The following is a 4,960-nucleotide window of genomic DNA, read 5'->3' as shown; positions in this document are numbered from 1 at the left end:
GTGCAGGGTGTCGCCGGTTTCGGTACCTACGAGGCGGGCGCGGCAGCGGCGCTGCTTTATTCCGGCATCGCCATGAAGGACGGGCTGCAGGCGGCGCTGGCGCTGCATCTGTTCATCCTCTGCTCGGCCGTTGCCACCGGTGCGATCGCCTGGCTGTTTCCCTCGAAATCGACGCTGCCGGAGACGCCGGCTACGGGACCCGCAAGGAAATGACCGCCATGGACATGCTTCCCATTCCTCAGTCGGGGCTGCCTGCCGGTGCCGTCATGCCCGAGCACCAGCTTTCCATCGTCATCCCGATGTATAACGAGGCCGACAACGTCGAGCCGCTGATCGTGCGTATCCACCAGGCGATGGAGAACTACAGCCAGCCCTGGGAAGTGGTGCTGGTGGACGACGGCAGCACCGACGCCACGCCGAATGAAATTCGCCGCCTGGCGGCCGAATACGGTGCGCATGTGCACGCTGTGGAGCTGGTGCGCAACTTCAAGCAGACGGCGGCCATGCAGGCCGGCCTCGACGCTGCCCGCGGCGATGTCATAGCGACGCTCGACGGCGACCTGCAGAACGATCCGTTCGACATACCGCGCATGGTCTATCGACTGCTGACCGAGGACCTCGACCTCGTCGCCGGCTGGCGCAAGAACCGTCAGGAGGGTTTCTGGATGCGCCGGCTGCCGTCACGCATCGCCAACTCGCTGATCGCGCGCGTCACCGGGGTTCGGCTGAAGGACTATGGCTGCAGCCTCAAAGTGTTCCGCGGCAGCGTCATCCGCAGCGTCAGGCTCTATGGCGAAATGCACCGCTTCATCCCGGCCTGGCTGGCGACTGTGACGACGCCGCGCCGCATCGCCCAGGAGGTGGTGACGCATCACGCCCGCATCCACGGCCAGTCGAAATACGGCATCTCGCGCACCTTCCGCGTGGTGCTCGACCTGGTCTTCATGTTCTTCTTCATGCGCTACCGCACCAGGCCCGGCCATTTCTTCGGCGGCATCGGCATCGTGTTCGGCGTGCTCGGCTCGCTGATCCTTGCCTACCTGTTCAGCTTGAAGGTGTTTTTCGGACAGGACATTGGAACGCGCCCGATGCTGTTCACCGGCTTCTTCCTGGTCATCGCCGGCCTGCAGATGGTAACGTCGGGCGTGCTCGCCGAGATGCTGTCGCGCGTCTATCTCGAGGCCAATGTTTCGCTCGCCTATGTGGCGCGCCCGCAGCCCGCGCCTGGCGAAGGCGATGGCTGGCGTTGGCCGAGCCCGCCGGCGCAAGCCAAGAAAGCCCCGAGACGGAAATGATCCCGCCCCTGCCCTCATCCGAGGTCCGCGCATGACCATCCTTGTGACCGGAGCCGCCGGCTTCATCGGCAGCCATGTCTGCGAGCGCCTGCTCGCCCGCGGCGACGCCGTTGTCGGCGTCGACAGCATGAACGCCTACTACGACCCGGCATTGAAGGCGGCACGGCTCGCCAGGCTTTCCGGCCGGCACGGATTTTCGTTCCAGCAACTCGACATAGCCGAGTCGGGCGCGCTGGCGGCGAACCTCAAGGGAACGCTGCTGAGCGGCATCGTGCATCTCAGCGCCCAGGCGGGCGTGCGCTATTCGCTCGAAAATCCGCGCGCCTATATCCACGCCAACATCGCCGGCCACCTGGAGGTGCTGGAGCTCTGCCGTGCATCGCCCGAGATCAAGCATCTGGTCTATGCCTCGTCGAGCTCGGTCTATGGCGGCAACACCAAGGTGCCGTTCGTGGAAAGCGACCGCGTCGACAATCCGGTGTCGATCTACGCGGCGACCAAGAAGGCGGACGAGCTGATCAGCTCGACCTATTCGCATCTCTTTGGGCTGCCGCAGACGGGCCTGCGCTTCTTCACCGTCTATGGCCCCTGGGGACGACCGGACATGGCGGCCTGGATCTTCACCGAGGCGATGCTCTCCGGCAAGCCGATCCGCGTCTTCAACCATGGCGAGATGTGGCGCGATTTCACCTATGTCGACGACGTTGTCGAGGGCGTGATTGCGGTTCTCGACAAGCCGCCGGCGGCCGGCCGCGAGCGCCACCGCATCTACAACATCGGCAACAGCCAGCCGGTGCATCTCGGCCGCTTCATCGAGACGCTGGAAGGGCTGCTCGGCGTGAAGGCCATCCGTGAGGATCTGCCCATGCAGCCCGGCGATGTCGAGAAGACCTTTGCCGACACCAGCGCGCTAGAGCGCGACATCGGCTTCAAGCCGAAAGTGCCGATCGAGGAAGGACTGGCGAAATTCGTCGACTGGTACCGGCGGGAATGGCGGCCGGAGGGCAAGCTGTAAAGCGAAGCGCTGCCGCCGATGCCCTGCCCTACATGCATCCTTCGATAAACGGACCGCTGACCCATAGCGAGCCGTTGGTATACATGGCGGTTCCGCTGTCGTCGGTGTAGCCATGGGATTGCTCGTCCACGTGCAGCTTGCTCTTGGGCACAAGCTGCCCGTTCACTTTTATGCTCTTGATGAAAAGGTTGCGATCGCCGGGCCGGCCGTCTCCGGCCCACTCGTCGTTGACATAACGAATTTCGATCGTCTTTGGATTGGGCACGCCGCTAAGGTCGATGTGGAACGGTTGCGCCTCGACGGCCGCCTCCGTCAGTTCCGCCACGCGCTGCTCGCCTGTCGAGGCCTTGCTCTCCTTGCCCTGGACGGCGATCTCGCCAAGGCGCTTGCCGTCGGCGAAGACGTCGAAGCGAGGCTGACCCTGGTAGTCGGTGCCGGCCGCGTCGATCTCCAAGCTTGTGGCTGTGCAGTGCCCCGCGTCTCCGGCCGCGTTGGCGACAAGTGTGGCTATGCGCCGCTTTTGCGATTGCACCCAGCCGGCAATCGGCTGCAGCAGCGCCGTTCGATCGCTCAAGCCTTCTTCGAATAGGTTCGTCTTTTCGCCGGGATCGGCCTTAAGGTCGTATTCCTCGACCTTGCCGGTGGTAGCGTTGAAAATCACCTTTCGATCATTATCGCGATAACCGAGCAAGGAGCCGGCCCACGGATTGAAGAAGAAGGTCCTGTTTGGCCGTTGCTCGCTGAACAGGCTGCGGCCCTGCCACTGCTCGGGCAATGGCAGTCCCAGTATGTCCATGATCGTCGGAGCGATGTCGACGATGCCGCCGACCGGATGAGCGACTTCGTCATGGAAAAGGTGCTTGTTGATCATTATCAGCGGAATGTGGACGTTCTCGTCGTAGATTGCGGTGGCATGGACGTAGTCGCCATGTTCTCCGAACGCCTCGCCATGATCGCCAAGGACGACAACCAGCGTCGAATCGAGCTTGCCGGACTGCTTCAGTGAATCGAGGATTTCACCGAACGCTGCGTCGCCGACCTTCAGGGCGTTGAGATAGGCATTGAATTTTTCGTCATCGACGTAGTGCACCGGCCCGATGTCTTTAGCGGAAGGCACCATCTTCGAGAACATCGGGCTGCCGGTGATGTACGGATAATGCGTCATCGCCGTGAACATGATGCCGAAGAAGGGCTTCTGCGGATCCTTCTTCATCCAGTCGATGATCGTTTGGGCCGTGCAGAGGTCACTGTTGTAGTCCATGTTCTTCCACTGCTCGGTACTGAGCTTGAAGGTCGGGGTGGCGCATTTCTGCCCCCGATAGTCCTGGATGACGTCCAGTCCCTTGTTGAGCAGGAACTCGTCCACACGCTGGAAACGGGAATCGGCGCTCCAGAAGAACCCGGTGCGAAAATTGTGCTTGGACAGGGTGTTGGAGATCGTCTCCAGCGGCAGGTACGGATATTTGGCAGTCATCCCGTAGAATGAGATGTCGTTGTACATCGAGGTCAGCAGCGAGAAGATCGAATAGTGCGTGGAAGGAGCATGCGCATAGATCTTGTCGAACCGAATGGAATCTCCGGCATAGCTCTTTATGTTCGGCGTGATCGGATACTGGCCGCCAAAGGTCTCGATGTATTTCGACGGCACCGACTCCATCATGAAAATCAGCACGTTCTTGATCGGATTTGGCGTCGGCGCCTTGAAGCTTGAGGTTTCCGCCGGACGCTCCCCGACGCTGGCGACATCGGGATCATCGCCGCCGGCGCTCATCGCAAAAGTCACCGGCGTCGAACTGAACCACGCCGACTGAACGAAATACACGATAGGATTGTCGACCTTGGATGCTGGCAGCGACTGAGCGCGCACATGATAGCCGCTGCCGACCAGGGCCGCGCCAACGCACAGAACCAAAGCGATGAGAAACCTCTTGCGGCCTGCGGAACTCAGCCGCTGGCACAAACTGCCCGCGGCGTAGCCGAGGGCCAGCACCAGAACGATGGACCCGAAAAGGATCGCGGCATCCCTCACGTTGAGGGCATCGCCCATCGCGCTCTTGGCGTCGGCATTCTGCAGGAAGTCGCCATAGACCAGCCACTGGAAGGTGAAAGGCTCACCCAGCATCTTGACGAGATTGATGTTGGCAAATCCCCAGCCGAGCGACACCAGGACCACGAGATAGAAAAGGGAGGCGACGGCCGCGGATGCGAGCCGGCTTGACTTTGTAAGGAAGAGCAGGATCAGCGTTGCCGCCGTCACCGATGTGATGAGTATCAGGTCGTAATAGCTTGCCGCCAATCCCATGGGAATGGACGCCAGGCCTCCCTGAAATGTCGTTTGCGGATCGACGATTACGGCCCGGTAGATGCCCAGCAGAAGCCATAACCACAGGCTGGTGCAAATGACGCGCAAGGACGTCCGCGTGAAGCGAAGTTCCTGCGTCAATGCAGGTTTCGTCCTCGATCCCGTCTGGCCGCCCTCGGACCGGCTCGCCGAGCCCATACCGCCGCCGATACTCATGAGATTGCCCACCGCCAGTTTGTGCTCCGGCCAGAAACCACGGCCGGCAGCTTTCAAACCTCGTGCGCAAAATCGGTTCGCGGCAGGAAAGAGTCAACAAAATCAAGTGTGCGTTAACGACGTCTCTTCAGA

At 61.5% G+C, this 4,960-nt stretch carries 4 protein-coding genes and 1 pseudogene; 4 read left to right on the top strand and 1 reads right to left on the bottom strand.

Annotation, left to right across the window (positions count from 1 at the left end):
• The 3 genes and pseudogenes from EOA60_RS18715 to EOA60_RS18705 all read left to right on the top strand — a co-directional run.
• A pseudogene (locus tag EOA60_RS18715) lies at positions 1 to 213 on the top strand (UPF0104 family protein); the annotation flags it as partial.
• A gap of 5 nt (positions 214 to 218) precedes the next feature.
• Entirely contained in the window at positions 219 to 1,295 is a 1,077-nt protein-coding gene (locus EOA60_RS18710; protein ID WP_066995901.1) for a glycosyltransferase family 2 protein, read from the top strand.
• A 31-nt stretch (positions 1,296 to 1,326) separates the two neighbouring features.
• The gene (locus tag EOA60_RS18705) at positions 1,327 to 2,310 is read left to right on the top strand and encodes an NAD-dependent epimerase/dehydratase family protein (RefSeq protein ID WP_128311716.1); all 984 of its coding nucleotides are present in this window, start codon (positions 1,327 to 1,329) and stop codon (positions 2,308 to 2,310) included.
• A gap of 28 nt (positions 2,311 to 2,338) precedes the next feature.
• Here the strand turns inward: EOA60_RS18705 and EOA60_RS18700 are convergent, their stop codons facing one another.
• Positions 2,339 to 4,612, bottom strand: coding sequence for a sulfatase-like hydrolase/transferase (locus tag EOA60_RS18700; protein ID WP_206628160.1), 2,274 nt, complete (start codon positions 4,610 to 4,612; stop codon positions 2,339 to 2,341).
• Positions 4,613 to 4,709: 97 nt separating this feature from the next.
• Here EOA60_RS18700 and EOA60_RS38265 point away from each other — a divergent pair.
• On the top strand, positions 4,710 to 4,960 hold a 251-nt coding region (locus EOA60_RS38265; RefSeq protein ID WP_206628159.1), incomplete at its 3' end, for a hypothetical protein.

It is taken from the genome of Mesorhizobium sp. M1A.F.Ca.IN.020.06.1.1 (assembly GCF_004023265.1).
In the GTDB taxonomy this organism is placed as follows: domain Bacteria; phylum Pseudomonadota; class Alphaproteobacteria; order Rhizobiales; family Rhizobiaceae; genus Mesorhizobium.
The sequence above is the reverse complement of the archived record's forward strand: the minus strand, read 5'-3'. Positions and strand labels throughout refer to the sequence as shown.

Bases quoted from the DNA above. Each gene is read 5' to 3' on its own strand.
- EOA60_RS18710 (WP_066995901.1), top strand. From the start codon at position 219: ATGGACATGCTTCCCATTCCTCAGTCGGGGCTGCCTGCCGGTGCCGTC.
- EOA60_RS18705 (WP_128311716.1), top strand. From the start codon at position 1,327: ATGACCATCCTTGTGACCGGAGCCGCCGGCTTCATCGGCAGCCATGTC.
- EOA60_RS18700 (WP_206628160.1), bottom strand. From the start codon at position 4,612: ATGGGATTGGCGGCAAGCTATTACGACCTGATACTCATCACATCGGTG.